The organism is Cryobacterium algoricola (assembly GCF_004402485.1).
GTDB classification, from domain to species: domain Bacteria; phylum Actinomycetota; class Actinomycetes; order Actinomycetales; family Microbacteriaceae; genus Cryobacterium; species Cryobacterium algoricola.
On the sequence record NZ_SOFG01000012.1, the window covers coordinates 51,057 to 77,197 of the forward strand.

General features: G+C 68.9%; 22 protein-coding genes. 9 read left to right on the plus strand and 13 right to left on the minus strand.

The window, feature by feature from the left end; genetic code table 11:
• Positions 1-69: 69 nt before the first annotated feature.
• The 3 genes from E3O44_RS11685 to E3O44_RS11695 all read right to left on the minus strand — a co-directional run bounded on the left by E3O44_RS11685 (position 70) and on the right by E3O44_RS11695 (position 4,584).
• Positions 70-672: an NADPH-dependent FMN reductase gene (locus tag E3O44_RS11685; RefSeq protein WP_134534953.1), complete on the minus strand. Its 603-nt coding sequence runs from the start codon at positions 670-672 to the stop codon at positions 70-72.
• 121 nt (positions 673-793) lie between these two features.
• Positions 794-2,899: a transglycosylase domain-containing protein gene (locus E3O44_RS11690; protein ID WP_166792636.1), complete on the minus strand. Its 2,106-nt coding sequence runs from the start codon at positions 2,897-2,899 to the stop codon at positions 794-796.
• A gap of 95 nt (positions 2,900-2,994) precedes the next feature.
• Positions 2,995-4,584 (minus strand): ribonuclease J, encoded by a 1,590-nt coding sequence (locus tag E3O44_RS11695; RefSeq protein ID WP_134535000.1) that lies wholly within the window; start codon positions 4,582-4,584, stop codon positions 2,995-2,997.
• 439 nt (positions 4,585-5,023) lie between these two features.
• Here E3O44_RS11695 and E3O44_RS11700 point away from each other — a divergent pair, with 439 nt between their 5' ends.
• Complete coding sequence (locus E3O44_RS11700; RefSeq protein WP_134534955.1) at positions 5,024-5,530, plus strand: glutathione peroxidase; 507 nt, start codon at positions 5,024-5,026, stop codon at positions 5,528-5,530.
• Between the two features lie 72 nt (positions 5,531-5,602).
• Here E3O44_RS11700 and E3O44_RS11705 read toward each other — a convergent pair whose 3' ends face one another.
• On the minus strand, positions 5,603-6,265 hold the full coding sequence (locus tag E3O44_RS11705; protein ID WP_134534956.1) for a VOC family protein: 663 nt from the start codon (positions 6,263-6,265) through the stop codon (positions 5,603-5,605).
• Positions 6,266-6,450: 185 nt separating this feature from the next.
• Between E3O44_RS11705 and E3O44_RS11710 the strand changes: the two genes are divergently transcribed.
• The 7 genes from E3O44_RS11710 (at position 6,451) to E3O44_RS11740 (ending at position 14,457) form a co-directional block, all read left to right on the plus strand.
• Positions 6,451-6,966: an Lrp/AsnC family transcriptional regulator gene (locus tag E3O44_RS11710; RefSeq protein WP_134534957.1), complete on the plus strand. Its 516-nt coding sequence runs from the start codon at positions 6,451-6,453 to the stop codon at positions 6,964-6,966.
• A 137-nt stretch (positions 6,967-7,103) separates the two neighbouring features.
• Positions 7,104-7,589 carry an NADH-quinone oxidoreductase subunit B family protein gene (locus tag E3O44_RS11715; protein ID WP_134534958.1) on the plus strand — a complete coding sequence of 162 codons (486 nt, stop codon included), beginning with the start codon at positions 7,104-7,106 and terminating at the stop codon, positions 7,587-7,589.
• Positions 7,586-9,604 (plus strand): proton-conducting transporter transmembrane domain-containing protein, encoded by a 2,019-nt coding sequence (locus E3O44_RS11720; protein WP_134534959.1) that lies wholly within the window; start codon positions 7,586-7,588, stop codon positions 9,602-9,604. The genes E3O44_RS11715 and E3O44_RS11720 overlap by 4 nt, the downstream gene beginning before the upstream one ends.
• Positions 9,604-10,587: a respiratory chain complex I subunit 1 family protein gene (locus E3O44_RS11725; protein WP_134534960.1), complete on the plus strand. Its 984-nt coding sequence runs from the start codon at positions 9,604-9,606 to the stop codon at positions 10,585-10,587. Before E3O44_RS11720 ends, E3O44_RS11725 begins: the two co-directional genes overlap by 1 nt.
• Positions 10,588-10,595: 8 nt before the next feature.
• A complete protein-coding gene (locus tag E3O44_RS11730; RefSeq protein WP_134534961.1) occupies positions 10,596-11,252 on the plus strand; it encodes a hypothetical protein in 657 nt (218 codons plus the stop codon).
• On the plus strand, positions 11,252-12,952 hold the full coding sequence (locus tag E3O44_RS11735) for a proton-conducting transporter transmembrane domain-containing protein (protein ID WP_198415907.1): 1,701 nt from the start codon (positions 11,252-11,254) through the stop codon (positions 12,950-12,952). Before E3O44_RS11730 ends, E3O44_RS11735 begins: the two co-directional genes overlap by 1 nt.
• Positions 12,952-14,457: a hydrogenase large subunit gene (locus E3O44_RS11740; protein WP_134534962.1), complete on the plus strand. Its 1,506-nt coding sequence runs from the start codon at positions 12,952-12,954 to the stop codon at positions 14,455-14,457. Before E3O44_RS11735 ends, E3O44_RS11740 begins: the two co-directional genes overlap by 1 nt.
• A 67-nt stretch (positions 14,458-14,524) precedes the next feature.
• Here E3O44_RS11740 and E3O44_RS11745 read toward each other — a convergent pair whose 3' ends face one another.
• The 4 genes from E3O44_RS11745 to E3O44_RS11760 all read right to left on the minus strand — a co-directional run bounded on the left by E3O44_RS11745 (position 14,525) and on the right by E3O44_RS11760 (position 19,413).
• Positions 14,525-14,845: an ArsR/SmtB family transcription factor gene (locus E3O44_RS11745; RefSeq protein WP_241976292.1), complete on the minus strand. Its 321-nt coding sequence runs from the start codon at positions 14,843-14,845 to the stop codon at positions 14,525-14,527.
• 251 nt (positions 14,846-15,096) lie between these two features.
• Positions 15,097-17,379: a polyribonucleotide nucleotidyltransferase gene (locus tag E3O44_RS11750; protein WP_134534964.1), complete on the minus strand. Its 2,283-nt coding sequence runs from the start codon at positions 17,377-17,379 to the stop codon at positions 15,097-15,099.
• A gap of 142 nt (positions 17,380-17,521) precedes the next feature.
• Positions 17,522-18,442, minus strand: a complete 921-nt coding sequence (locus E3O44_RS11755; RefSeq protein WP_198415908.1) for an iron-sulfur cluster-binding protein — start codon at positions 18,440-18,442, stop codon at positions 17,522-17,524.
• Entirely contained in the window at positions 18,439-19,413 is a 975-nt protein-coding gene (locus E3O44_RS11760; protein ID WP_134534965.1) for a dihydroorotate dehydrogenase, read from the minus strand. Before E3O44_RS11760 ends, E3O44_RS11755 begins: the two co-directional genes overlap by 4 nt.
• A 174-nt stretch (positions 19,414-19,587) precedes the next feature.
• Between E3O44_RS11760 and E3O44_RS11765 the strand changes: the two genes are divergently transcribed.
• On the plus strand, positions 19,588-21,309 hold the full coding sequence (locus tag E3O44_RS11765) for a glycoside hydrolase family 13 protein (RefSeq protein WP_241976293.1): 1,722 nt from the start codon (positions 19,588-19,590) through the stop codon (positions 21,307-21,309).
• A 122-nt stretch (positions 21,310-21,431) separates the two neighbouring features.
• Here E3O44_RS11765 and E3O44_RS11770 read toward each other — a convergent pair whose 3' ends face one another.
• From E3O44_RS11770 to E3O44_RS11790, 5 genes are all read right to left on the minus strand, one after another.
• Positions 21,432-22,964 carry an amino acid permease gene (locus E3O44_RS11770; RefSeq protein WP_134534966.1) on the minus strand — a complete coding sequence of 511 codons (1,533 nt, stop codon included), beginning with the start codon at positions 22,962-22,964 and terminating at the stop codon, positions 21,432-21,434.
• Positions 22,965-23,024: 60 nt separating this feature from the next.
• The gene (locus tag E3O44_RS11775; protein ID WP_134534967.1) at positions 23,025-24,002 is read right to left on the minus strand and encodes an NAD(P)-dependent alcohol dehydrogenase; all 978 of its coding nucleotides are present in this window, start codon (positions 24,000-24,002) and stop codon (positions 23,025-23,027) included.
• Positions 23,999-24,259 carry a helix-turn-helix transcriptional regulator gene (locus E3O44_RS11780; RefSeq protein WP_134535003.1) on the minus strand — a complete coding sequence of 87 codons (261 nt, stop codon included), beginning with the start codon at positions 24,257-24,259 and terminating at the stop codon, positions 23,999-24,001. Before E3O44_RS11780 ends, E3O44_RS11775 begins: the two co-directional genes overlap by 4 nt.
• A 59-nt stretch (positions 24,260-24,318) precedes the next feature.
• Positions 24,319-24,747 (minus strand): hypothetical protein, encoded by a 429-nt coding sequence (locus E3O44_RS11785; RefSeq protein WP_134534968.1) that lies wholly within the window; start codon positions 24,745-24,747, stop codon positions 24,319-24,321.
• A 123-nt stretch (positions 24,748-24,870) separates the two neighbouring features.
• Positions 24,871-26,055, minus strand: a complete 1,185-nt coding sequence (locus tag E3O44_RS11790) for a DUF4232 domain-containing protein (RefSeq protein WP_134534969.1) — start codon at positions 26,053-26,055, stop codon at positions 24,871-24,873.
• Positions 26,056-26,141: the final 86 nt, after the last annotated feature.

Here is a 26,141-nt window from a genome sequence, read left to right on the forward strand (position 1 = left end):
TCCTGGCCTGCATCCGGCGCCCCGGGGCGGGCACCCGCGGGCTGACGCCGCGGGTCGACCGCTACCGGGTCACTTTTTCGAGCTGGGGTGTTCGTCGCCGATGTGGCCCGGCGCCGTGGCGTCCAGAACCCGCTGGACGAACGCGCCGAACTCATCCATGTAGTGCCGGAGGAAGTCCCTCGTGCCCGCGTCGGTGATCTCGCCGTCACCGGTGAAAACCGTCGGATCGAACTTGATGTACGCCTCCGGAGAGTTCAACTGGGGTGCATCGAGAAAGCTCAGGACGCTGCGCATGTTCGACTGCATGACGGCAGTGCCGATGTTGCCCGTGGAGGCGCCGATGATTCCTGTGGGCTTCCGCGCGAAGGAGTTGGTCCCCCAGGGCCGCGAACCCCAGTCGATGGCGTTCTTCAGGGCACCCGGAATCGACCGGTTGTATTCCGGCGACACGATCAGGATGCCGTCGGAGCCTTCGATCGCGGCCTTGAGCGCTCGCCCCTGCGGCGGATAGTCGGCGTCGAAGTCCTGGCTGTAGAGCGGAAGATCCCGGATGGGGATCTCCGTGAAGTGCAGGTTCTCCGGGGCGAGCCGGATCAGGGCCCGGGAGAGCGTGCGATTGATGGATCCTGAGGACAGGCTTCCGACGAAATAGCCGATCTGGTGAGACGTCATTTCCGTATTCTTTCCGGAGTGCCCGAACGGCCACGTCAAACGACTGTCCCCGGCATCTCCTGTGTGATGAGCCGACTCTCTCGTTCTAGCACACAGTCGGATCACTGATACACGGCACGGATCAGCGGGTCATGCTCCGGGGCGGCACCGCGAAGCTGTCTCCGCCGTATTTCTTGTTGGCGACGCTCATGACGTCCGGCCACATCCGGTGCCGGGCGGTCGCGGCCTGGCCGCTGTCGAAGTAGGTCATCCGCTGGTCCTTACCGTCGCCGGACACGTTGACGACCCCGACGACGGTGGCGACCTTCGTGCTCGCCCCGCTCATCCAGGTGTCCTTGTTGTCGTCGGTGGTGCCGGTCTTGCCGATCATCGGCACCCGCGGAGTGGTGGCGCGATAGGAGGCCGCCGCCGTGCCGCTCGTCAGGACCCGCTGCATCGCGTAGCTCATCGCCGCTGCGACGTCCGTGCTGACCGACTGCGTGCAGTTCGACGCCGGCGCGGGAATCTCCGCGCCGTCCGGACCGATGATCTTGTCGATCACGATCGGCGTGCAGGTCACGCCGTTGTTGGCGATCCCGGCATACGCGGCCGCCATGGTGAGCGGCGCGATCTCGTTGGTTCCGAGAACGGATGCCGCACCCTGCTCGAGCGCATTTCCGTCGGCGCGGTGCACGCCGAAGGCTTCGGCCGTCTTGCGAATGGCGCAGAGGTCGAGTTCCTTGGCCATGCCGATGAAGCCCGTGTTGATGGATTGGATGGTCGACTGCAGCGCGGAGCTGTACGAACCGTCCTCGGACGAGGAGTCGTTCTTCGGGTTGAACGCCGTTCCGTAGTTCTGCGGGCCGTTGCAGCTGTCCTCGAAGGTGCCCCAGTTCGACCGGGGCCGGGAACTCACGGAGTCGGCGAGGGAATGCCCCGCGTTGAGCCACTCGGCGAGGGTGAAGACCTTGTACGTCGACCCGGTCTGGAAGCCGTTGGAGCCGCCCTGGTCGAGGTCGGTGTTGTAGTTGATGCCGCTGTAGTTGGCTCCGGTCGCCTGCACGTCCGGGTCCTGGCTGTAGTCCTTGTTCTGGGTCATGTCGAGCACGCGCCCGGTTCCGACCTGCACACTCGTGATGACCCCGCCGAGGTCCCACCCGGGGAAGGTGTCCGGCACGTTCTCCTTCATCGTGACCTCTGCCGCGTCCTGCAGGTCCAGGTCGAGCGTCGTGTGGACCTGGTAGCCGCCGAGGCGGAAATTGGCCAGCCGGGTCTCCGCGTCCTTCCCGAAGGCGGGATCGGTGCGGAGCGTGTGCACGACGAGGTCGCAGAAGTATGCGCTGCCGCCCGCGGTCTGGCACCCCGTGCTCGGTTCGGTGATGGTCGGTTCGATCGGCGTGTCGATCGCGGCGTCGTGGTCCGCCTGGCTGATTTTGCCGTGCTCGAGCATGGCGTCGAGGATGTAGTCGCGCCGGACTTTGTTGTCGGCGTAGCCGTTGGCCGCTCCGTTGGTGGGACTGTCCGGCTTGTCGAGCTGGAATTTGACCGGGTTGTTCACTATCGCGATGAGGCTTGCGGCCTGCGGCAACGTGACATTGGCCGCCGACGTGTTGAAGTAGTAGCTCGCGGCGGCCTCGATGCCGTAGACGGAGCCGCCGAAGCCCGTGATGTTCAGGTACTGGCGCAGGATCTCGTCCTTGGAGTACTTCTTCTCGAGGCCGATCGCGAGGCTCATCTCCTTGAGCTTCCGGTCGGGGCTCGCCTCCGTTGCCGTGTTGTAGCAGTCCGCGCGTTCCGTCTCGCCGGTGAGCGCTTCGCACTTCTGCACGAGCACGTTCTTCACGTACTGCTGGGTGATCGAGGAACCGCCCCTGGTGGTGCCGGTGAACACGGTCGCGACGATGCCGGTCACGGTGCCCCAGATGTCGACGCCCCCGTGTTCGTAGAACCCGGGGTCTTCTCCGGATGTCGCGGCGTCCTTCACGAACGGGCTGATCGCGTCGAACGCCACCTCGACCCGGTTCTGGTCGTAGAACGACGCGAGCAGGTGGGACGAGCCGTCGCTCGTGGTCGCGTACAGGTTGCTCTTCTGCGACAGCCGGCCGATTTCGAGGTCGTCCGGCAGGTTCACGACGATGACGGTCACCACGGTTGCGATCACGGCGACGATGACACCCATCGCGATCAGGACGATGGAACGACGACGCAGTCGACGGCCCTTTTTCCTGCTGGACGGTGAAGTTGTCATGGTACGACTATGGCTTCCGTTTCTGAACGAGTGGTACGAAGAAGGCGGATGCCGGTGGACCCGCGGGTCGACCGGCATCCGCCTTCGAGTGGTTGCTAGGCGTCGACGACGACCGAGGTGATCACCGGGATGCGGCGGTACTTGCGCTGCATCCAGCGGGTGACGCTCTGGGTGAAGAGCTCTTCGAGCTCCGGCCCGTCGACGATCTTGACCTTGTTGGCGGCGCGCAGGGCGTCGTCGATGGACTTCGTCGCGCCCTGGATCCAGGCGTTGTCCTGCACGAAGCCGCGGGCGATGAACTCGACCGGTTCGACGAGCGCTCCGGTGCGGGTGTCGAGGATGCCGAGGATGGTGACGGCCCCGTCGTTGGAGAGCTGCACGCGGTCGGCGAGGGCTTCCTCCGAGGCGACACCGCCGACGGTCATGCCGTCGACGAGGACGATCTCGGCCGGCACGCGGCCGACGATCTTGGCGACGCCGTCGACGAGGTCGACGACCACGCCGTCCTCGACGACGAGCACCTGGGCTTCGGGAACGCCGGTGCGGATGGCCAGGTCGGCGTTCGCCTTGAGGTGGCGCCATTCACCGTGGATCGGCATGACGTTCTTCGGCTTGACGAGGTTGTAGCAGTAGACGAGTTCTCCGGCGCTCGCGTGGCCGGAGACGTGCACCTTGGCGTTGCCCTTGTGCACGACGTTGGCACCCCAGCGGGTGAGGCCGTTGATGACCCGGTAGATCGAGTTCTCGTTGCCGGGGATGAGCGAGCTCGCGAGCAGGACGGTGTCGCCCTCGCCGATCTTGATCGTGTGTTCGCGGTTCGCCATGCGGGAGAGGGCCGCCATCGGCTCGCCCTGCGACCCGGTGCAGATCAGCGTGACCTGGCTGTCCTTCATCCGTTCGAGCGCCTTGACGTCGACGACGAGGCCCTTGGGCACGTGCAGGAAGCCGAGCTTCTCCGCGATGGCCATGTTGCGCACCATCGAGCGGCCGACGAAGGCGACCTTGCGGTTGTGCCTGGCCGACGCGTCGATGACCTGCTGGATGCGGTGCACGTGGCTCGCGAAGCTCGACACGATGATGCGGCGCGGCGCGGTGCGGAACACGGAGTCGATGGCCGGGCGGATGTCTTCCTCGGTCATCGTGAAGCCGGGAACCTCGGCGTTGGTCGAGTCCGTCATGAAGAGGTCGACGCCCTCTTCACCGAGACGGGCGAAGCCGGGGAGGTCGGTAAGGCGGTTGTCGAGCGGGAACTGGTCCATCTTGAAGTCGCCGGTCGCGAGCACGAGGCCGGCCTCGGTGCGGATGGCGACGGCGAGTCCGTCGGGGATCGAGTGGTTGACCGCGAGGAATTCGAGGTCGAACGGACCGAAGCTGCGACGCTGACCTTCCTTGACCTGCTGGAGCTTGGGGGTGATCCGGTGTTCTTCGAGCTTGGCGCTCACGAAGGCGAGGGTCAGCTCGCTGCCGACGACGGGAATGTCCGCACGCTCACGCAGGAGGTACGGCACGCCGCCGATGTGGTCCTCGTGGCCGTGGGTCAGGACGACGGCGACGACGTCCTGAATCCGCCCACGGATGTAGGAGAAGTCGGGCAGGATCACGTTGACGCCGGGCTGGGTCTCCTCGGGGAACAGCACCCCGCAGTCGACAATGAGCAGCTTGCCCTTGTGTTCGAAGACGGTCATGTTGCGACCGATCTCGCCGAGGCCGCCGAGGGGGACGATGCGCAGTCCCCGCTTGACGAGGGACGGCGGGCTGTTCAGGTCGAGTTCGTGCTTAGTCAATTAAATAACTCATTTCTTGGCGAAACCGCGCACAGGGCAGCCGGTCTCATAGCCGGCGCCGGGTCTATCCGGCAGCCGTGGTGACGGGGTAATGCAAATCAGAAGGTGATGCGCGCATCAGGTCGCGAGGCCGTGAGCCTCATTCGCCTTAGGCGAAGCCGTGGAAAGCCATCCGGGTATTGGAACGGCAGAGCGTGAAAGCGCAGCTGTGGATGGCCGTTGAATCGCGCTGTCAACGCACAATTCTACCGCATGCGCGCCGCCCGCTCCCCCTGCGCCCCCGAGGCCTGTCCCAGGCCGTCCTCAGCCGTCTCGGAGACTTCACCAATAGCCTGCGATTATGCCCTCATCTTCCCCCCTGTACGACGCCCCGCTCACCCTCATCGACGGCACGGAGACGACCTTCGCCGACTACCGCGGCAAGACCGTTCTCGTGGTCAATGTCGCGTCCAAGTGCGGCTTCACGCCCCAGTACGCCGGCCTCGAGGCCCTCTACGACCGGTTCAAGGACGACGGCCTCGTCGTCCTCGGCCTGCCGTGCAACCAGTTCATGGGCCAGGAGCCCGGAGAGTCCGCCGATATCGAGGCGTTCTGCCAGCTCAACTACGGTGTCACCTTCCCGATGACCGAGAAGGTGGATGTCCGGGGCAAGCACCAGCATCCGCTCTACGCCCAGCTCACCAAGTTCAAGACCGGCCTGCTGCCCGGCCTGGTCAAGTGGAACTTCGAGAAGTTCCTCGTGAACTCGGAGGGCGAGATCGTGGACCGCTTCGCCTCGACCGTCGAACCCGAGTCCGCAGAGCTCGTCGGCGCGATCGAGAAGACGCTCGCCTCCGCCGCCGCCTGACCCCGGGTTCAGCAGCTCCCGGGTTCAGCAGCTCCCGGATTCAGTAACTCCCGGGTTCAGTAACTCCCGGGTTCAATAACTCGAGGTGCAGACGCAGAGCTCGTTGCCCTCGACGTCGGCGAGCACCCACCACTCGGGGGCGTGCTCGTCGGTGAGCAGCGTGCCACCGGCCTCGACGATGGCGCGCACCCGCTCCTCGGCATCGTCGCCGGGCACGTAGACGTCGAGATGGATACGATTCCGGTCGGTCCTGGCGATGTCCATGTGCTGGAACCAGACCCGGGGACCGTGTCCCCTCGGGTCGACGAGGTCGATGTCGCCGTCAGCAGGCGACTCGACGTACCCGAGGCCGACCCGCCAGAACGGACGGATCACGTCGGCGTCCGTGCAGTCGATGGCGACGTCGTACCGGGCGGGCGTCACCGCCACGCCGTCCGCACCGAGCTCGTTCGCGAGCATCTGGATCTGCAGGGCGAGCCGGAGGTCGCGTTCCGTCACGCCGCCGAGGTCGTGCGAGCGGAGCCTGAACGACACAGTCCCGTAGCCGAGCTCGACGTCGGGGTGGTGCCCCGCGGCATCCGCTGCCTCGGCGACACGGTCGAGGAAGCGCACTGCCGAGGCGAAATCACTCGTGCGGTAACTCGCGTGCAGCGCTCCATCGAGGTGCACGAACGGGCCGCCCGCGAGCACGGGCCCGGTCTGCGCGGGACTCTGGATCGAACCGGTGGCGCTCATGCACCTCACTCTGCTCCGGCCCCCGCCGCCGGTCAAGGGAATGAGCGCTGCGAATGCCGTCGGGAAACACGGCGGTACGTCGGGAACCCCTCCCGACGCGTTCTTCACCGATGCACCATCGAGGGGCGAAATACTCATCACTGTGCCCTATTCTGCGCGCCTCTCGCATGCTAATCTCATGCGTTATGCACAGTCTGGACAGGGTCGACCTTCAACTCCTCCGCGCCCTCTGCGTGGAGCCGCGCAGCACCTTCGTCGCTCTCGCCCAGCGGCTGGGCTTGTCCAGGAATACCGTGCAGGCGCGGATGGCGCGCCTCGAGGAGTCCAACGCCTTCCTGGCCTTCGATCGCCGGATCAACCCGATCGCCCTCGGCCACCCGCTGACGGCGTTCATCCAGGTGCACCTCCAGCAGAAGAGACTCAGTCAGATCGTGGCCGAACTCACCCAGATCCCCGAGATCGTGCAGGCGCACGGCATGAGCGGGTCGACTGACCTGCTCGTCCTCGTGGTGTGCACGGATGCCGACGACCTGTTCCGCATCGACGGCACGATCCTCGCCTGCGAGGGCGTCGACCGCACGGAGACCTCGCTCGCCATGGGCGAGCTGATCCCCTACCGGATCACCCCGTTGCTCGACCGGGTCACCCGGGAGCGCGGCCCGTCGAACCGCGCCGCCGGAGAGATCGACGACGAGGCCTGAGCCTCCGGCACCCCGTCACGCCGACCGCGCCGCACCTGCCGCACATTCCGCACATTCCGCACTGTCCACAATCTATTTGATAAATTCATCATATAGGTATATAAAGAAGTAATGATGTTTAGTGGTGTTAACCCCCGGTGAGCGTCACCAGACTGACCTCCCTCATCCGTCGCAGCGGGCGGATCGCCGAGCCGGCCCCGCCGGCCCCCGCCCTCTTCCCCGGCGCCGGAATCTTCGGTGGCAGCATCCAGGTGCGGTTCATCAACGCCGGCGGCTGCAACGACTGCGCCCAGGAAGTGTCGAGCGCCTTCGGCCCCGTCTACGACGTCGAACGCTACGGTGTGCGGCTCGTCGCCTCGCCCCGGCATGCGGACGTGCTGTTGATCTGCGGCTCGGTGACCCGGAACATGATCGAGCCCCTCCGGCGCACCGTCGTCGCGACCCCCACCCCCCGCTTCGTCATCGCCGTCGGCGACTGCGCGATCACCGGCGGCGTCTTCGCGGCCGGCTACGGCGTCGCCGGCCCCGTCTCCGACTTCGTACACGTCGACCTCGCTGTCCCCGGCACTCCGCCGGAACCGGCCGACATCGTCGCGACCCTCCGCCGGATGACCGGCCGATGAACGCCGTCCAGTCCGGCCTCGTCGTCCAGGCCCTGCTCGCGCTCGCCGCCGTCGCGACGGGTCTGCTCCTCCCCATCGCCTGGCGCTCGCGCGTGACCGGTGCGCTCTGCGCCCTGCTCGGTGTCGCGGGCATCGTCACGGGGGCTGCGGCGCTCGGTGGGACGACCGGCGCCCTGACGATCCCGCTCGCCCTCCCGATCGACCCCCTCGTGCTCTCCCCCGACCGGCTCGGCGGCCTCTTCATGATCGTCGTCTCCGCGGTCGGCGCCCTCGTCTCCCTCTTCGGGATCGGCTCGGCGCGCGGCGCAGAGGCCTCCCGCACCTCCTGGGCGGCCATGGCCGTCTTCCTCTGCGGCATGCAGCTCGTCCCTGCCGCGACCGACGTCGTGTCCTTCCTGCTGCTCTGGGAGATCATGACCCTCGGCTCCACCGTGCTCCTCCTCGCCGACCATGCGACCCGGAGCACCGTCTTCTCCGCCGCCATCTGGTACTCGGCGATGTCCCAGCTGAGCTTCTTCTTCGTGCTCGCCGGCTTCGGCGTGCTCGTCGCGGCCACCGGCGGCACCGGCTTCCAGACGCTCGCCACCGTGCCGGCCGATTCCTTGCCGGCGAATCTCGCATTCGTGCTCCTCCTCCTCGGCTTCGGCGGCAAGGCGGAGCTCGTCCCGCTGCACGTCTGGGTGCCCCGGGTGCTGCCGGAGGCGCCGAGCCACGTCGCCGCGGCGATGAGCGGTGCGATGGTCAAGATCGGCGTCTACGGGGCGCTCCTCGTCTGCGTGCGCCTGCTGCCGTCTGGCCCGCCGTGGTGGGGCGTGCTCATCCTCGTGCTCGGCGGCGTCTCCGCCGTGTACGGAATCCTGCAGGCCTCCGTCGCGAGCGACCTCAAGGTGCTGCTGGCCTACTCGACCACCGAGAACATGGGGCTCGTCTTCCTCGGCCTCGGGGCATCCGTGCTGCTGCGCAGCTACCACGCGACGGCCGCCGCCGACGCCGCGCTCGTCGCGGCCCTGCTGCTCATGGTGAGCCACGCCGCGTTTAAGACCACCCTCTTCCTCGGCGCCGGCGCCGTCCACCACGCCACCGGAGAGCTCAACCTCGATCGGCTCGGCGGCCTGGGCAAGCGGATGCCGTGGACGGCCGGCACGTTCGGCCTCGCCAGCCTCGGCGCGGCGTCGCTCCCGATCACGAGCGGCTTCGTCGCCGAGTGGATGCTGCTGCAATCGCTGATCCACGGCGCCCGGCTCGACGGGGAGGTCGTCTCCGTCGCCGCGTCGATCGCGATGCCGCTCGCCGTCGCCGTGCTCGCCCTCACCGCCGGCCTCGCCCTGCTCACCTTCGTCAAGGCATACGGCATCGCGTTCCTCGCGCGGCCGCGCTCCCGGAAGGCGAGCATCGCCCGCGAGGTGCCCTGGGTGATGCGCGTCCCGCTCGTGCTCGGCGCCCTCGCCGTCGTCGGCCTCGGGCTCGTTCCCGGACCGCTCGCCGCGGGAATCGCCGCGGTCGTCGGCCCCGGCATCGTTCCCGACGTGCACACCGTCGGCCTCGCCGGCGTGAGCTTCGCGGGCATCGACGCCGTGCTCGACCCGAGCACCCTCGTCATCCTCGCCGGACTCGTGCTCGTGCCGATCCTCGTGATCGTCGCCCTCGGCGCGCGGCGCCACCCCACCCGGGTCGACCCGCTGCCGTGGGCCGGCGGCGGCTCGAGGCTCCGGCCCCGGATGCAGTACACCGCGACCTCCTACGCCGAACCGCTCGTGCGGGTCTTCGACGACGTGCTGCGCCCGTCGCGGGACGTCGAGGTCACCCACGTCGGCGAGTCCCGGTACCTCGTCGAGAAGGTGCACGTCGAACAGACCGTCTCCGACGTGATCGAGACCCGGCTCTACCGCCCGGTCCTGAACGCCGCCCAGCGCTTCGGCCTCGTGGCCCGCCGCGCCCAGGACGGCAGCATCCATCGCTACCTCGGTTATTCGTTCGCCGCCCTGCTCATCGTGCTGATCGCGGTGTCGCTGTGATGCGCGTGGGCACGGCCGTCGAGCTGACCTGGGCGGGCATCGGCGCCCCCATCCTGATGGCCGTGCTGCAACTCGCGCTCTTCGTCTTCCTGGCCCCGCTGCTCATCGGCGTGATCCGCCAGGTGCGCGCCCGGCTCGAAGGCCGCGCGGGCGCCGGGATCTGGCAGCCCTGGCGGGACGTGCGGAAGCTCCTCGCCAAGGAGCCCGTGCACGCCGCCGACTCGAGCTGGATGCTCACGGTCGGCCCGATCGTGCTCCTCGTCTCGAGCCTGCTGCTCTGCGTGCTGCTCCCCCTCGTCGGCACCCTCGCGCTCCCGCTCATCCCGAGCGACCTCTTCGTCATCGTGTCGGTGATGCTGATCGGCGTCGTGGCGCTCGCCCTCGTCGGCCTCGACGGCGGCACCGCGTTCGGCGGGATGGGCTCGAGCAGGCACATGACGGTCGCGGCCCTCGTCGAGCCGACCCTGCTGCTCTCGATCTACGCGCTCTCGATCCCGGCGGGCAGCTCGACACTGTCCCTGATCGTGCAGACCCGGCTGCAGACCCCCGCCGTGATCATCTCCCCGGTGAGCCTGCTCGCGATGGTCGCCCTCGCGATCGCGATCATGGCCGAGACGAGCCGGCTGCCCATCGACAACCCGTCCACCCACCTCGAGCTCACCATGCTGCACGAGGCCATGGTGCTCGAAAGTTCCGGGCGCGACCTGGCCTGGCTCGAGCTCGGGTCCTGGCTCAAGCTCGCCGCCCTGCTCGGCCTACTCGGCAACCTCATCGTGCCGTGGGGCGTGCTCACCGACTTCACCGTGCCCGGCCTGCTCCTCGGCGCCGTCGCCGTCGCGGCCAAGGTGCTCGCCCTGGGCACCGCGCTGAGCGTCGGCGAGGTCTTCCTCGCCAAGGCGCGCCTGTTCAGCGTGCCCGAGCTGCTCGCGGGGTCGTTCGCCCTCGCCCTGCTCGCCGTCACCGCTTCCTACCTGGTCGCTTAGGAGCATCCGTGTTCGAAACCACCTACCCGCAACTGATCGGCCTCTGCACCGGAACCCTGCTGCTCACGAGCGCGCTGATGGTCTGGCGGCATTCGATGCTCGCCTCGATCCGCCTGCTCGCCGTGCAGGGCTTCGCCCTTGCGGCGCTCGTCGCCGTGATCGGCGTGCAGAAGGGCGAGGTCGAGGTCATCCTCGTCGCCGTGCTCGTCCTGCTCGTCAAGGGCCTCGGGCTGCCGTGGGTGCTCGCCCACGAGTCGAAGGCGACGACCCGAACGGATGAGGCCCCGCGGCTCAACCCGACGGCCTCCCTCCTCACGGTCGCCCTGCTCACGATCCTCGCGTACGTGGTCTCGAGCCGGGTGCTCGCCAGGGACACCAGCATCTCCGCGCACGCCGCCCCGATCGGGCTCGCCATGGTGCTGATCGGCTTCCTCCTGCTCGTCACCCGCCGGCAGGCACGCTCGCAGCTGATCGGCTTCCTCGTGCTCGACAACGGCATCGCGACCGTCGCCTTCCTCACCAGCGGGGGCGTCCCGCTCGTGCTCGAGCTCGGCATCTCCCTCGACGTGCTCCTCGTCGTGATGATCCTGTACGTCTTCGCAGGGCGGATGCACAACAAGTTCGGCAATACGGACATCGACCAGCTGAGAAAGTTGCACGACTGATGTCACAGTCCCTGTCCTTCGCCCTCTGGACCCCGCTCGCCCTCCCGGTGCTGTTCGCGCTCCTGAGCCTCACGGTGCCGTCTCCGCGGGTGCGCAGGCTCGGCCCGATCGCCTCGAGCCTGGCCGTGCTCGGTTCCGGCGTGATCCTCGACGTCGCCGTGCTGAACGACCAGGTGCCGACGTTCGGTGGCCTGCTCCGCGCCGACGCCCTCTCGGCGTACCTGCTCACGGTCGTCGGGGCCATCGGCCTCGTCGCGACCTGGGGCGGACTCGGCGGAAATGGACATTCCCAGACTCCCGCGCGGTGGGCCGGCTCCTACGACGGCCTCATCTCGGTGTTCCTCGCCGCCATGTCGCTCGCCGTCGTCGCGGACAATATCGGCCTGATGTGGGCATCGATCGAGGCGACGACGATCACGACCGCGTTCCTGGTCGGCGCGCACCGCACCGGCAAGTCGCTCGAGGCCTCCTGGAAGTACGTGATCCTCGGCTCCGTCGGCGTCGCGATCGCGCTGCTCGGCATCCTGCTGATCTACGCCGCCTCCCGGGCCACCGGCGAGGCGACGCTGTCCTGGCTCGTACTCAGCCAGCCCGGCCTGCCGCTCGACCCCGCCCTCGTCCGCGCGGGCGGCGCCCTCGCGGTGCTCGGCTTCGCCACCAAGGCCGGCCTCGCACCGATGCACAGCTGGCTGCCGGACGCCCACAGCCAGGCCCCCGCGCCGGTCTCCGGCCTGATGAGCGGCGTGCTGCTCGCGGTGGCCCTCTACGCGATCCTGCGGGTGCAGGCCATCACCGACGCCGTGATCGGCCCGGACTTCCTCCGGGCGATGCTCAGCGTGGCTGGCCTGCTGTCGCTGTTCGTCGCCGCCGCCCTGCTGATCCGCCAGCGCGACTTCAAGCGGATGCTCGCATACTCGAGCATCGAGCACATGGGCCTGATGGCGATCGGCGCGGCGGTCGGCGCCGCCGCCCTGCCGGCCGTGCTGCTCTACATGCTCGGCCACGGCCTCGTGAAGGCGACCCTGTTCGTCGTCTCCGGCCGGATCCTCGAGGTCGAGGGCACGCCGACGATCGCGAACGTGCGGGCGCTGCTCGTGCGCCGCCCGGGCCTCGCGATCCCGTGGCTCGTCGCGATGGCGGCCCTCGTCGGATTCCCCCCGTTCAGCATCTTCTTCTCCGAGGTCGGCATCATCCTCGCCGGGTGGTCCGCCGGCATGGGCGTCGTCGTCGGCATCGCCCTCGTCCTCCTGCTGGTGATCTTCGCGAGCCTCACCCGGCTCACCGTCGCACTCACCATCGGGTCCCCGCACGACGCGCTCGACCACACGCCGCCGACGCTGCCGGAGCACGCGACCGGGGAGGCGACTGCCCGGACCGGGCACCCGACCGCACCGGGCGACGAGTCGGAGGCGGACCGCGCGGCCACGAATCTGTCCCGGCTCGAGGTGGAGGCCGGAATCGACGGCGCCGGCGCACCGGAGCCGTTCCCCATGACCTCCAACATCCGCGTGGCCGCCCCGTTCCCCGACACCGTCGCCGTCCCGGTCGTCGACGTCGTGATCGCGCCGGACCGGTCGACCCACGGCCCGTTGCTCCCCCTCGTGCTCGCCCTCGCCACGTGCGCCGTCGTTCCCTTCATCGCGAACCCGGTCGGCGTGCTGCTCGTGCGTGCCGCCGCCGTACTGGGAGGAGCCCACTGATGACGAACCCGACCCCCGCCACCCCGACCCGCCCCGAGGTCCGCGTGCTCGTCCGCGACCGGCTGCGGCAGGAGGCATCCGCCCTGCTCGACAGCGGCAACCGACTCGCGATGATCGCCTGCCACGACGACGGCGACGCCCTGCGCGTCGTCTACTCGTTCGCGGGCGTCTTCCCCCGCCGGCAGGTCGACCTCGTCGTTCCGGTGCCGTACGACGACGCCTGGGTGCCGAGCATCGCCGACCTGTCCTACCCGGCCGGTAACTTCGAGCGCGGGATGCGCGACCTGTACGGCGTGCGCCCGGCCGACCACCCGCAGCCGTACCGGCTCGTGCGGCACGGGCACTGGCCGCGTGGCTGGTATCCGATGCGCCGCGGCGCCCGGGTCACCCCCCGGTTCGAGCCGGACGTCGAATCCTTCCCCTTCGTCGAGGTCGAGGGACCCGGCGTCTACGAGATCGCCGTCGGACCGATCCACGCCGGGATCATCGACCCCGGGCACTTCCGCTTCTCCGTCGTCGGCGAGACGATCGTGCGCATGGAGGCCCGCCAGTGGTACATGCACCGCGGCGTCGAGCGGCTCTTCGAAGGCCGGAAGCCGGCCGACGGTCTCGAGCTCGCCGAGCAGGTCACCGGGGACACCGTCGTCGGGCACTCGCTCGCATACTGCATGGCCGTCGAGGCCGCTGCGGGCATCGAGGTCCGCGAGACGGACAGGCAGTTGCGCGCGCTCCTGCTCGAACTCGAGCGGATCTACAACCACGTCTCCGACCTCGGCTCGCTCGCGAACGACGTCGGTTTCGGGATCGTGCACTCGCACACCCAGCGGCTGCGTGAGACCCTGCTGCGCCTGAACAAGACCGTCACCGGCCAGCGCTTCCTGCGCGGCGGCGTGCGGATCGGCGGCGCCCGGGTGCTCGGCCTGCCCGACCCCGAGGTGCTCCGCGGCGTGGCCGCCGACATGCAGGAGATCATCGCGATCACCCTCGGTCACGCGATCGTGCGCGACCGGTTCACCGGAACGGCGCCGCTCTCCAGCGGCCAGGCCCGCGCGATCGGCACCCTCGGGTACGTCGCGAGGGCCTCCGGGATCGACGCGGACGCCCGCAGGGACCACCCGTTCGTCGACCTCGGCCCGGCGTTCCACGTCGTCACCGAGACCGGCGGGGACGTACTCGCCCGGTACCGGGTGCGCGCGCGCGAATTTGCGGTCTCGATCGCCGTCGTCCTGGACCTCATTGATCGGCTCGGCGACCACATCGGCAGCGGCACCGCCGTCGACCCGCTCGAGCCGGGGACCGGGCTGGCCTTCGTCGAAGGCTGGCGCGGCACCATCTGCTACCGCGTCGAACTCGGCGCCGGCGGCGTGGTCAGCCGGGTCAAGATCGTCGATCCCTCGTTCTTCAACTGGCCGGCACTGCCCGTCGCGCTCGCGGAGACGATCGTGCCCGACTTCCCGCTCGTCAACAAGAGCTTCAACCAGTCCTACGCGGGCAACGACCTCTGATCCCCGCCCGTGACGCGCGCCCGGACCCGCTGAGGTGAACGGCGTCGCGTGAGGTGGGCGGATGCCGCTAGCGCTCGTCCTGCTCGATCGTGCGGAGGAGCGCGTGGGAGTCTTCGAGTGTCGCGACCAGCATCCGCTTCGCGACGGCGAGCAGTTCGGCGACGCCGTCGTCACGGACCGCATAGAAGATGGTGTTGCCCTCACGGCGGGTGACGACTACCCCGGCCCTGCGGAGCACCCCGAGCTGCTGGGAGAGGTTGGAGAGCTCTGAGCCGAGCACCTCGGCGAGGCCGCCGACCGAGCGTTCGCCGCCGACGAGCTGTTCGAGTACTTGCACGCGCAGCGGATGCCCCAGCGACTTGAACAATTCGGCTTTCAGCTGGGCCATGGGCAATCCGGTCATCGGCACCGTTTGATTATATCGCCGATTGATAATGTTCTCAAATAGGTGCCTCCCCTGTTCCGAATTCAGGAGTTGAGCGGCGCAGCGCCGGTATTTTGGCGACATCGGCCGCTTTTCCGGCGCAACTCCTGAATTCGGAACACGCCGGGCACGGAAAAGGCCCGCCCTGCCGAAGCAGAACGGGCCTTCCGTCTAACCGACGAACCTGGCGAGAGGTTGTCGGCAGAACTCTAAGACTACGCCTCGGTGGACACCGATGCGACCTCGACGACGGATTCGGCGGACGCCGACTCGTCTTCGAGGACCGGGGCGAGCGACAGCTTGCCACGGTCGTCGATCTTGGTGATCTCGACGAGGACCTTCTGGCCGACTCCGAGCACGTCTTCGACGTTCTCGACGCGCTTGCCACCGGCGAGCTTGCGGACCTCGCTGATGTGCAGCAGGCCGTCCTTGCCGGGAAGAAGCGAGACGAAGGCGCCGAACGCGGCGATCTTCACGACGGTGCCGAGGAACTGCTCGCCGACCTCCGGGTTGGTCGGGTTCGCGATCGCGTTGACCTGGGCACGTGCGGCCTCGGCCGAGGGACCATCGACGGCGCCGATGTACACGGTGCCGTCTTCCTCGATCGAGATGTCCGCGCCGGTCTCGTCCTGGATCGCGTTGATCGTCTTGCCCTTCGGGCCGATCAGCTCGCCGATCTTGTCGACGGGGATCTGGACGCTGATCACGCGGGGCGCGGTCGGTGCCATCTCGTCGGGCTTGTCGATGGCGGCGTTCAGCACGGCGAGGATGGTCGTACGAGCATCCTTGGCCTGCGTGAGCGCACCGGCGAGCACCGAGGCGGGGATGCCGTCGAGCTTGGTGTCGAGCTGGATCGCGGTGACGAACTCGCTCGTGCCGGCGACCTTGAAGTCCATGTCGCCGAGGGCGTCTTCGGCACCGAGGATGTCGGTCAGGGCCGCGTAGCGGGTCTTCCCGTCCACGGTGTCGGAGATGAGGCCCATCGCGATGCCCGCGACCGGGGCGCGCAGCGGCACACCGGCGTTGAGCAGGGACAGTGTGGATGCACAGACGGAACCCATCGAGGTCGAGCCGTTGGAGCTGAGCGCCTCGGAGACCTGACGGATGGCGTACGGGAACTCCTCGCGCGACGGCAGCACGGGGACCAGGGCACGCTCAGCGAGCGCTCCGTGGCCGATCTCGCGACGCTTCGGCGTGCCGACCCGGCCGGTTTCACCGGTGGAGTACGGCGGGAAGTTGTAGTTGTGCATGTAGCGCTTCTTGGTGACCGGGCTCAGGGAGTCGATCGTCTGCTCGAGCTTGAGCATGTTCAGCGTGGTGACGCCCAGGATCTGGGTCTCACCGCGCTGGAAGATCGCCGAACCGTGCACGCGGGGAATGATCGCGACCTCGGCGTCGAGCGGGCGGATGTCCGCAAGCCCACGGCCGTCGATGCGGATGCCCTCGTTGAGCACACGGGAGCGCACGACGAGCTTGGTGACCGACTTGTACGCGGCGGAGACCTGGTTGGCGGCGCTCGCGTCGAGCTCGCCGGCTTCGATCTTCGCGGCGATGGCCGTCTTGACGCTCGCCTTGAGGGCGTCGTCGGCGTTCTGACGGTCGACCTTGTCGGCGATCTGGTAGACGTTCTTGAGCTCGTCATAGGCGAGCGCGGCAACGGCGTCGTAGGTGGCCGGCACGTACGGCGGGAACACCGGGTAGTTGCCGGTCGGCTTCGCGGCCGCGGCTGCGACCTTCTGCTGGGCTACGATGAGCTGCTTGATGAAGGGCTTCGAGGCTTCGATGCCCTCGGCGATGACCTCTTCGTTCGGCTTGATGGCGCCGCCCTGGATCAAGGTCCAGGCGTTGTCGGTGGCTTCGGCCTCGATCATCATGATCGCAACGTCTTCGCTGCCATCGGCATCCGTCACCACGCGGCCGGCGACGACCATGCTGAACACGGCCTCTTCAACCTGCGAGTGCTTCGGGAACGCGACCCACTGGCCGGAGCCGTTCTGGTCGGGGATGAGGGCGACGCGGACGCCACCGATCGGGCCGGAGAACGGCAGGCCGGCGATCTGAGTCGACATCGACGCGGCGTTGATCGCCAGCACGTCGTAGTACTCGTCCGGCGCGATGGCGAGGACGGTGACGACGACCTGGATCTCGTTGCGGAGTCCGTCGACGAACGACGGGCGCAGCGGCCGGTCGATCAGGCGGCAGGTGAGGATCGCCTCGGTCGACGGGCGACCTTCGCGACGGAAGAAGCTGCCCGGGATGCGGCCGGCAGCGTACATACGCTCCTCGACATCGATGGTCAGCGGGAAGAAGTCGAAGTTTTCCTTGGGCTGCTTGCTCGCGCTCGTGGCGGACAGCAGCATCGTCTCTTCGTCGATGTATGCGGCGGCAGAACCCTGCGCCTGCTGGGCGAGACGGCCGGTCTCGAAGCGGATCGTGCGAGTGCCGTACTTGCCGTTGTCAATAACGGTTTCGGCGAACGTGATTTCTGGACCCTCCATATGGGGGTTCTCTCCTTTTGTGTTTGCTTCTCGCCATTCCGGCGATGAAGACTTGCGCACCCGTATGGCGCGCAAGGCGTGCGGACAATCCATAGATTGGCCTCGCCAAGTCTAACAGAGCACTCCTCTGCTGGATCTGCGCTTAAACGGCGGCGTCGAAGACCGGGCCGTCGACACAGACGAGGGGGCCCTCGACCGCAGGGTCCGTCCGGACCGGCGCCGCGCATCCGTGGCAGTAGCCGAGCCCGCACGCCATGTGCGCCTCGAGGGACGCCTGCACGGGCACGCCCCACTCAGCGCCGAGTTCGGCGGCGAGCCGGGTGAGCACGCCGGCGCCGCAGACGAAGACGACGTCGGGCGGACCGGCGGCGAACTCGCTGCGCAGCAGGGCCCCGAGCGCGGGAAGGTCGGCGGAACCCTCCTCGTCGGTGACCGGAATGAAGCGCGCACCGAGTTCGGCGCATTCTGCGGCGCCGATGAGGCTCCCCCGGGTGCGTCCGCTCGCGACGAGCGTGGCACGGATGCCGCGGGCCTCCGCGTCCTCGACCGAACCCATCACCGCGCACACGCCGACGCCGCGGCCGATCATCAGGGCTCTGCGGGTTCCGGCGGGGAACTCGAAGCCGCGGCCGAGCGGCCCGGTCACGAGGAGGCGCTGGCCGGGAGTGACCGCGGCGAGCGCGGTGGTGCCCCGGCCGGCGACACCGTAGATGACCTCGATCGTGCCTCGAAGCGGGTTCCGGCGGTGGATCGCCATCGGGCGCGGCAGCAGGATCCGCTCTCCGCCGTGCGGCGGGACCGTGATCATCAGGAACTGCCCGGCGAGCGCGGTCGCCGCGATCGTGCCGCAGGACAGGGTGAGCCGGCGGTAGCGCTCGCGCACGACCTCGTGGCTGACGACGGTCGCCTCGTCCCAGACCGGCTCGGGGCGGGGCCCGGCCTCCGGGGGGCGCACGGACAGCAGACCGTCGAGCGCGGCGGCATCCGCTGCGGCGAAGGCGGCCTGCCTGGCGAGGGCCGCCCGGGTCTCCGCTGCGGTCGGCGGGGTCTTCATCGGGCTCATTGGGCTCTCCAGAGGTCGATGAGATCGCGGATGCCGGCGACCCGGTCGTCCGTGCAGCGCTGCTGCAGGGTGCGCACGATCTCGACCATTGCGAACGGGCGGGCGAAGCTCGCGGTGCCGACCTGCACGGCGGAGGCGCCGACCGAGAAGTAGTCGAGGGCGTCGTCGGCGGTCTCGATGCCGCCGCAGGCGATCACGGGGATGTCGACGGAGCGCGCGGCGAGCCAGACCAGCCTGAGCACGATCGGCCGGATCGAGGGGCCGGACAGGCCGCCGATGACGTTGCCGATCGCGGGGGCGCGGGTGTACGCCTCGAGCGGCAGCGCGGGGATCGAGTTGGCGACGCAGACGGCGTCCGCGCCGGCGGCCTGGGCGGCCTGGGCGCACTCGGCGATCGAGGAGGCGAGCACCGGGAGCTTGACGATGATCGGCTTGTCGGTCTCGAGCCGTACCGCGGCCACGGCGCTCTCGATGGCGTCGGGGTCAGAGCCGATGTCGGTGCCGTCGCGGTCGAGGTTGGGGCAGGAGACGTTGAGTTCGTAGGCGTCGCCGGCCGCGCCGAGGTCGCGCACGACGGGGGCGTACCCGTTCGGGCGGTGCGCGCCGACGCTGATGATCACGGGCGGGCCGAGCGCCCTGTAGTGCGGATGCAGCTCGGCGAGGTAGCCGGCGGCACCGCGGCTCGGGATGCCGACGCTGTTGACCATGCCGGCCCGGATCTCGGTGAGCCGGTGTGCCGGGTTGCCGCCGCGCGGCACGCCGAAGACGGTCTTGGTCACGACGGCCCCGAGCTCGTCGACGGGGATGAGCCGGCCGAGGGCTGGTCCGAAACACCCGGAGGCGGGCATGACCGGGTTCAGGAGGCGCAGGCCGCCGATGCTGACGCCGAGGTCGACGGTGGCGCCTGCGGTCGGGCGGGCGGCGAAGAAGGTGCGGCGGGCATCCGTCGTCGGCCGCGGGGTCTCGCTCAACTGGCCTGCCTTCGGGTCGACGGGAGGGAATATCGTCCCGTTCCGCGGTCCAATTATCGCGCGCGGCCCAACTGATGTTCAAATCACCCGCCGCGGCCACCCCGTCGCCACCGACCCTCCCGGTCTAGGCTCGACCCCAACGCCGGTCACCCGGCACGAGGAGAGGATCCAGTCGTGACGAGTTCCACACCCGTGACCGATTCCGTCCAGGACGCGACGCGAGGGGCCCCGTGGTGGACCTCGGCCGTCGTGTACCAGGTCTATCCGCGCAGCTTCGCGGATGCCGACGGTGACGGAATCGGCGACCTCGCCGGCATCCGCGGCAAGCTCGACTACCTCGCAGAACTCGGGGTGGATGCGCTCTGGCTGTCCCCGGTGTATCCGTCGCCCCAGCATGACAACGGCTACGACATCAAAGACTACGAGGACATCGACCCCGTCTTCGGCGACCTCGCCCAGTTCGACCTGCTCCTTGCCGAGGCCCAGGAGCGGGGGATCAGGATCGTGATGGACCTCGTGGTCAACCACACGAGCGACGAACACCCGTGGTTCCTCGAGTCGAAGAGCAGCCTGACCAACCCGAAGCGGGACTGGTACTGGTGGCGCACGCCGAACGCCTCGAACGGCCCGCTGAACGGGCTGCCGAACGCCTGGGGCAGCTTCTTCAGCGGCCCGGCCTGGACCCTCGACGAGACGACCGGCGAGTACTACCTGCACCTGTTCGCGGTGCAGCAGCCCGACCTCAACTGGGAGAACCCCGAGGTGCGCCAGGCCGTCTACGCCATGATGAACCGGTGGCTCGACCGCGGCGTCGACGGCTTCCGGATGGACGTGATCAACTTCATCGCCAAGCGGGTCGAGCTCGTCGACGGGCCGTCCCCGTCGCTCGACGCCTCCTGCCCGATGGGCCCGCAGATCCACGACTACCTGCAGGAGATGCACGCGGCCGTGTTCGCCGGACGCCCCGGCGAACACCTCACCGTCGGCGAGATGCCCGGGGTGACCACGGCGGATGCCGTGCTGTTCACCGACCCGGCCAGGCACGAGGTCGACATGATCTTCCAGTTCGAACATGTCTCCCTCGACCAGGGCGCGAACAAGTTCGACGCCCTCCCCCTCAACCTGCCCGCGCTCAAGCAGAACCTCGCACACTGGCAGCGGGATCTCGCGGACACCGGCTGGAACAGCCTCTACCTCAACAACCACGACCAGCCCCGCCTGGTCTCCCGCTTCGGCAACGACGCCGAGTACCGCTACGAATCCGCGACGCTCTGGGCGCTCGTGCTGCACCTGCAGCGCGGCACCCCGTACATCTACCAGGGTGAGGAGATCGGGATGACGAACGTACGGTTCGACTCGATCGCCGACTACCGCGACATCGAATCGCTCAACCACTACCGGGAGGCCGTCGAGGAGTTCGACCGCTCACCGGCATCCGTTCTCGCGGGGGTGCACGCCATGGGCCGCGACAACGCCCGCACCCCGATGCAGTGGGACGCCTCGCCGAACGCGGGCTTCAGCACGGGAACGCCGTGGCTCGCGGTCAACCCGAACCACACCGGGATCAACGTCGCCGCCGACCGGGCGGGCGAGCGGAGCGTGTTCCGGTTCTACCAGGAGCTGATCCGGCTGCGGCACGAGAACCCCGTTGTCGCCCTCGGCGACTTCGGCCTGCTCGAGCCCGACCACGAGCAGCTCTACGCCTTCACCCGCTCGCTGGCCGGTGAGACCCTCCTCGTCGTGGCCAACGCGGCGGATGCCCCGCTCGCCGCGCCGCTGCCCGCGGCGGTCGCCGCCGTGCTCACCAACGCCGAGCGAGTCCTCGGCAACCACCCGCCCCAGTCCCCCGTCGCGTCCCTCCGCCCCTGGGAGGCCACCCTCTACCGTCTCCCCTAGGCATCTCCGCCCTGCCCCAGCCCGCGAGAGTACGAATATGGCCCCTTCGGCCGCACGGAGAGGGCCGAATTCGTACTCTCGCGGGAGGGAGTGGCGGAGGAAGGACTCGTCGCTGGAGGGGATCAGTCGCGGAGGGAGCGCTCCTCGCGGGCGGCCTCGGTGCGGACGGTCTCGTCGAAGACGCGCTTGGCCTCGAGGCCGACCACGGAGTGGCGGCGCCCGTAGGCGAAGTACACGGCGAGGCCGATCGCCAGCCAGACCGCGAACCGCACCCAGGTCAGGGTGGTGAGGTTCAGCATCAGCCAGAAGCACAGCACGGCGGAGAGGATCGGCAGGTACGGGGAGAGCGGCACCTTGAAGGCGCGCTTGAGGTCCGGTCGCTTCTTCCGCAGCACGACCACGGCGATGCTCACGAGCACGAACGCCGAGAGGGTGCCGATGTTGATCATCTCTTCGAGGACGCCCACGTTGGTGAGGCCGGCGATCAGGGCGACCGCCGTGCCCGCGATGATCTGCACCCGCGCCGGCGTGCCGCGCTTCGCCGAGGTGACGCTGAGGCCGCGGGGCAGCAGGCCGTCCCGGCTCATCGCGAAGAGCACCCGGGAGAGCCCGAGCAGCAGCACCATGATCACGGTCGTCAGACCGATCAGGATGCCGACCGAGATGACCTCGGCGGCCCAGCCGGCGCCGACGGCGACGAAGGCCGTTGCGAGGGAGGCGTTCGGGTCCTGCGCGAGAACGGTGTACGGCACCATCCCGGTGAGCACGAGGCTGACGCCGAGGTAGAGCACGGTCACGATCGCGAGCCCGGCGAAGATTCCGCGCGGCAGGGTCTTCTGCGGGTTCTTGACCTCTTCGGCGCTCGTGGCGACGACGTCGAACCCGATGAAGGCGAAGAAGACCAGGGAGGCGCCCGCGAGCAGGCCGAAGAGGCCGTACTGGGCCGGCTGCGCACCGGTCATGAAGGAGAAGAGGGACTGCATCCAGACGTCGCCGTCTCCGCCGGCCGTGGGAATCGCGGCAGGGATGAACGGTGAGTAGTTCGCCGGGTTGATGAAGAAGGCTCCCGCGACGATGACGAAGAGCACGATCGCGACCTTGAGGATCGTGAAGACGCTCGCGACCCGGGCGGAGAGTTTCGTGCCGAGCACGAGGAGGGTCGTGAAGATCGCGACGATGACGAAGGCGCCCCAGCTCACGTCGAGCCCGAGGATGTTGATGGTCGCCGGGACGTTCCAGTGCAGCAGGTCGAAGACGCTCGAGAGGTAGATGCCCCAGTACTTGGCGATCACGGCGGCCGCGGTGAGCATCTCGAGGATCAGGTCCCAGCCGATGATCCAGGCGAGGAGCTCGCCGAGGGTCGCGTAGGTGAAGGTGTACGCCGAACCGGCGACCGGGACGGCCGACGCGAACTCCGCGTAACACATGATCGCGAGGGCGCAGGTGAGGGCGGCGAGCAGGAACGCGAGCGTCACCGACGGGCCGGCGTAGCTGCCGGCCGCCTTCGCCCCGACCGAGAAGATTCCGGCGCCGACGGCCACGGCGACACCCATGACCATGAGGTCCCAGGTGCCGAGGGTGCGCTTGAGGTTGTGGCCCTTTTCGAGGGAGTCGGCCATCGAGGCCTCAATGCTTTTGGTGCGCCAAATGCTCATAACAGGGGGATATCCATTCGTTGGGTGCCCGCCCAGCCTACGGCTCCCCCTGTCCGGGTCTCACGGAACGGTGACGACGACCTTCCCGCGGGCCTGTCCGGCGTGCTGGTAGCGGATGCCGTCCGCCGCCTCCCCGAGGGAGAAGGTCCGGTCGATCGCGGGCCGGATCGTGCCGGCCTCGAGCAGTCTTCCGAGGGTCTCGAGGTCGTCTGCGCCCTCTGCGGAGACGACCCCGCGCAGGGTCTGCCTGACGACGGCAGACAGGAGGAGGGCACGGAGCTGGCGGTCGATCCCGCCGAGCACGGCGCCGCCGCCCTCGCCGCCGACGATGACGAGGGTGCCGGTCGGGGTGAGCGCCCGGCGGAGCCGGGACAGGGTGGAGTTTCCGGCGATGTCGAGGATCAGGTCCCAGGTGTTCCGGCCGTCGGCGAAGTCCTCGCGGGTGTAGTCGATCACTTCCGCGGCGCCGAGTGACCGGACGAGGTCGACCTTGCCGGTGCTGCACACCCCGGTCGCCGTCGCGCCGAACGCCGTGGCGAGCTGGACGGCGAAGGTGCCGACGCCGCCGCCCGCGCCGATCACGAGGACGCGCTGGCCGGCCTCGAGCTTCCCGGCGTCGCGGAGGGCGTGCAGGGCGGCGCAGGCCGAGACGGGCACGGCGGCGGCCTCCACGAACCCGACGTTCGCGGGCTTCGGGACGAGTCGGTCGGCCGGGACCCGGGTGTACTCGGCGAACGATCCGGTGAGGGACGTGCCGAACACCTCGTCGCCGACCCGGAACTTCGTCACGCGGGCCCCGACGGCGGCGACCGTTCCGGCGACATCCCGTCCGCGCACGCGGAGCCGCGGGGCCCGAAGTCCGAAGCCGAACAGCCGGAGCAGGTAGGGACGCCCGGCCATCAGGTGCCAGACGCCGGCGTCGATCCCGGCGGCCTGGACCCGGACAAGCACGTCGTCGGCTCCGACCTCCGGCTCGTCGATGTCCTCGAGGTGGAGCACGTCTGCGGAACCGTATCGATTCTGGACGAGGGCCTTCATGATTCTTCTCCTGACGGGGTGCGGGGCGAGATGACGGGTGGGATGACGGGCGGGGTGACGGATGCCGCCGGCTGGGCCGGGTACTGGAACACCGCGTCGAGCGGCACGCCGAAGGCATGGGCGATCAGGAAGGCCAGCTCGAGCGACGGCGAGTAGCGGCCCTGCTCGATGGCGATGATGGTCTGGCGGGTCACTCCGGTGCGGTCCGCGAGGTCGGCCTGGGTCATCTCGCTGTTGGCGAAGCGGAGTCGCCGCATGTCGTTGGTGACCCGGGTCGGCTTCGCGGAGGTCGCGGAGGCCGCCGACTTCGCCGGCCTCACCACTGCGGCAGGCCTCTCCGGTAGGCGACGAGCCGCGCGATTCCGCCGAGGACGGCCGAGAGCACGAACGCAAGATACACCGCGTTGGCGATCCAGAAGTACGGCAGTTCCAGCAGGGCCATCAGGAGGGCGGCGACGCCGCCGATCACGACGAACGACTGGCCGACCGTGCCGCCGAACCGGGCGATCTCGCGGTCGCGCTGGTCGGCTCGTCCGGTCTCCCTCGGCGAGGCGATCGAGACCAGGATGTCGAGCACGATCGACGCGACGATGGCGCCGCCGATCGTCCAGAGCAGCGCGGGAACGTACGACACCTCGGCGAGCTGCCCGCCGTCATCCCGGATCAGGATGAGGGCGAGATAGGTCGCGTACGCGGCGATCGCGGTGCCGAGCCTGATCCAGGCGCGTTTTTCCAGGGCTGACATTCGGGCTCCTCGAGGGACGTGACGGTGACTGAAGTAAAGCTGACCTGACTAAATGTAAAGAAAAACATACTTCGTGTCAAGGAATAGCTACATCTTCGGTGCCGGTGCCCGGTTCGCGCCGGCTCAGTCCGTGGCCCCGGAGAGGGACCAGGCCGTGACGGAGACCTTCCCACCCGCGACGATGTCGAGGGTGATCGGCCAGGAACCCCGATCGAGCCCGGGGTACAGGGCCGAGAACAGCGTGTATGTCGCGGGCACGTCCGCGGTCGCCATGGCATCCCAGCCGAGCCGGGTGACGGCGAATCCACCGGCCGGGACCTCGATGGGCTGGGCGCCGTCGTCGGTGGTCATGAAGGAGCCGCCGTGCACGAGCGTGACGGCGATGGCGGACCCGGCCTGGTCCGCGAAGGCGAGATCGGGGTAGCCGTTGAGCGTGCACGGCAGGTCGCTGAAGTTCATGGCCTGGATCGATACGGTGCGGTGTCCGGTCGCGGCATCGGGATCGCCGAGCAGCACCGCCGTGTCCTCCGGCGTGCACCATCCGGCGGGAGCCGCCGCCGCGTCAGGAGCGACGGTCGGCGGCGGCGTGACAGGGACGTCCGGATCGGGGACGGCGCCGAGGGTGTTGCCGTCGGCGAGCGCGTTCTCCGCCGCGGAGACGAGTCGCTCGGCCCGGCTGCCCAATCCCACGACGAGGCCGGAGGCGACCAGGACGACGACGGCGACGGTGCTGAGAACGGCGAGCGGATACCTGCGGAACGGGCCGGTCGCGACGGTCGCCGGGACGGCATCCGTGCCCTGTTCGAGTGCGGCGGCGGGCTCCCGCACCCTGCGCAGCGCGAGCAGGGCCGGCAGCCAGCCCCAGGCGATCCCCCAGTAGCCGCTGAGGAGCATGGCGTCGCCGGCCGGGTCGAGCACGAACGCCGCGCGGGACGGCGGGAATGCGGAGATGATGGCGCTGATCACCCACGGGAGGGTGGCGAGGAAGCCGGTCAGCACGGCCACGAACCAGAGGGCGAGGAACCGGGCGACGCGCGATCCGTCTGTCCGGTCCACGATCAGGCGAGCCAGGACCAGGTAGACCACGAACACCACCGCAGCAGAGGCGAGCGGCACAAGAACGATCCACGGCGCGGGCCAGAACCAGACGCTGCGGGGAATGGTCTCCGGCAGGAGGTGCTTCACGAAGGCGGTCGGGACGGGGCCGAACCAGGTCAGGTAACCGAATGCGCCGGCGCAGACGACCCACCACGCGGCGGCGATGAGGGCGGAGATCCAGAAAAATGGGCTGTGGCCGGGCCTTGTCATGCCCCGAGCCTACGTCACGGCTTCCGCGCGACCCGGGTCAGCGGCGGCAGCAGCAGCCACTGACGCCGCCGTTCCCACCGCCGCCG

Bases quoted from the DNA above. Each gene is read 5' to 3' on its own strand.
- E3O44_RS11685 (WP_134534953.1), bottom strand. From the start codon at position 672: ATGACGTCTCACCAGATCGGCTATTTCGTCGGAAGCCTGTCCTCAGGA.
- E3O44_RS11690 (WP_166792636.1), bottom strand. From the start codon at position 2,899: ATGACAACTTCACCGTCCAGCAGGAAAAAGGGCCGTCGACTGCGTCGT.
- E3O44_RS11695 (WP_134535000.1), bottom strand. From the start codon at position 4,584: ATGACCGTCTTCGAACACAAGGGCAAGCTGCTCATTGTCGACTGCGGG.
- E3O44_RS11700 (WP_134534955.1), top strand. From the start codon at position 5,024: ATGCCCTCATCTTCCCCCCTGTACGACGCCCCGCTCACCCTCATCGAC.
- E3O44_RS11705 (WP_134534956.1), bottom strand. From the start codon at position 6,265: ATGAGCGCCACCGGTTCGATCCAGAGTCCCGCGCAGACCGGGCCCGTG.
- E3O44_RS11710 (WP_134534957.1), top strand. From the start codon at position 6,451: ATGCACAGTCTGGACAGGGTCGACCTTCAACTCCTCCGCGCCCTCTGC.
- E3O44_RS11720 (WP_134534959.1), top strand. From the start codon at position 7,586: ATGAACGCCGTCCAGTCCGGCCTCGTCGTCCAGGCCCTGCTCGCGCTC.
- E3O44_RS11725 (WP_134534960.1), top strand. From the start codon at position 9,604: ATGCGCGTGGGCACGGCCGTCGAGCTGACCTGGGCGGGCATCGGCGCC.
- E3O44_RS11735 (WP_198415907.1), top strand. From the start codon at position 11,252: ATGTCACAGTCCCTGTCCTTCGCCCTCTGGACCCCGCTCGCCCTCCCG.
- E3O44_RS11740 (WP_134534962.1), top strand. From the start codon at position 12,952: ATGACGAACCCGACCCCCGCCACCCCGACCCGCCCCGAGGTCCGCGTG.
- E3O44_RS11745 (WP_241976292.1), bottom strand. From the start codon at position 14,845: ATGGCCCAGCTGAAAGCCGAATTGTTCAAGTCGCTGGGGCATCCGCTG.
- E3O44_RS11750 (WP_134534964.1), bottom strand. From the start codon at position 17,379: ATGGAGGGTCCAGAAATCACGTTCGCCGAAACCGTTATTGACAACGGC.
- E3O44_RS11755 (WP_198415908.1), bottom strand. From the start codon at position 18,442: ATGAGCCCGATGAAGACCCCGCCGACCGCAGCGGAGACCCGGGCGGCC.
- E3O44_RS11770 (WP_134534966.1), bottom strand. From the start codon at position 22,964: ATGAGCATTTGGCGCACCAAAAGCATTGAGGCCTCGATGGCCGACTCC.
- E3O44_RS11775 (WP_134534967.1), bottom strand. From the start codon at position 24,002: ATGAAGGCCCTCGTCCAGAATCGATACGGTTCCGCAGACGTGCTCCAC.
- E3O44_RS11780 (WP_134535003.1), bottom strand. From the start codon at position 24,259: ATGCGGCGACTCCGCTTCGCCAACAGCGAGATGACCCAGGCCGACCTC.
- E3O44_RS11785 (WP_134534968.1), bottom strand. From the start codon at position 24,747: ATGTCAGCCCTGGAAAAACGCGCCTGGATCAGGCTCGGCACCGCGATC.
- E3O44_RS11790 (WP_134534969.1), bottom strand. From the start codon at position 26,055: ATGACAAGGCCCGGCCACAGCCCATTTTTCTGGATCTCCGCCCTCATC.